This window comes from Citrobacter sp. Ce006, from assembly GCF_030336535.1.
Classification (GTDB): Bacteria; Pseudomonadota; Gammaproteobacteria; order Enterobacterales; family Enterobacteriaceae; genus Citrobacter; species Citrobacter europaeus.
This window is the reverse complement of record NZ_JAOWDO010000016.1, coordinates 1-233: the sequence shown is the minus strand read 5'-3', so window position 1 is coordinate 233 and position 233 is coordinate 1. Positions and strand designations below refer to the sequence as shown.

The following is a 233-nucleotide window of genomic DNA, read 5'->3' as shown; positions in this document are numbered from 1 at the left end:
GCTTGTGCATCTTTTACAGCCTCATCACGGGCAATTATGCGCCCTTGCTCAATCATGCGGGCGGCGGTCTGCGCGTTCGCTGTTTGCGATGATTCCACGCTGTCACGCTCTGCCCACTTCTTTTCCCAACCGCGGCTGCTCCATACGCTACCCGCGATGAATGCAACGGCCACCAGCAACGAAATAGCAATGAACTGATAGCGCAGGTTCACTGGTCTATCCCCCAGCACGTC

The 233-nt window shown here is 56.7% G+C and carries 1 protein-coding gene; it reads right to left on the bottom strand.

The window, feature by feature from the left end; all coding sequences use genetic code 11:
- Positions 1 to 212, bottom strand: a 212-nt coding sequence (locus OGV94_RS00075; RefSeq protein ID WP_286522107.1) for a DUF2514 family protein, incomplete at its 3' end; no start/stop codon positions are given.
- Between the last annotated feature and the right edge of the window lie 21 nt (positions 213 to 233).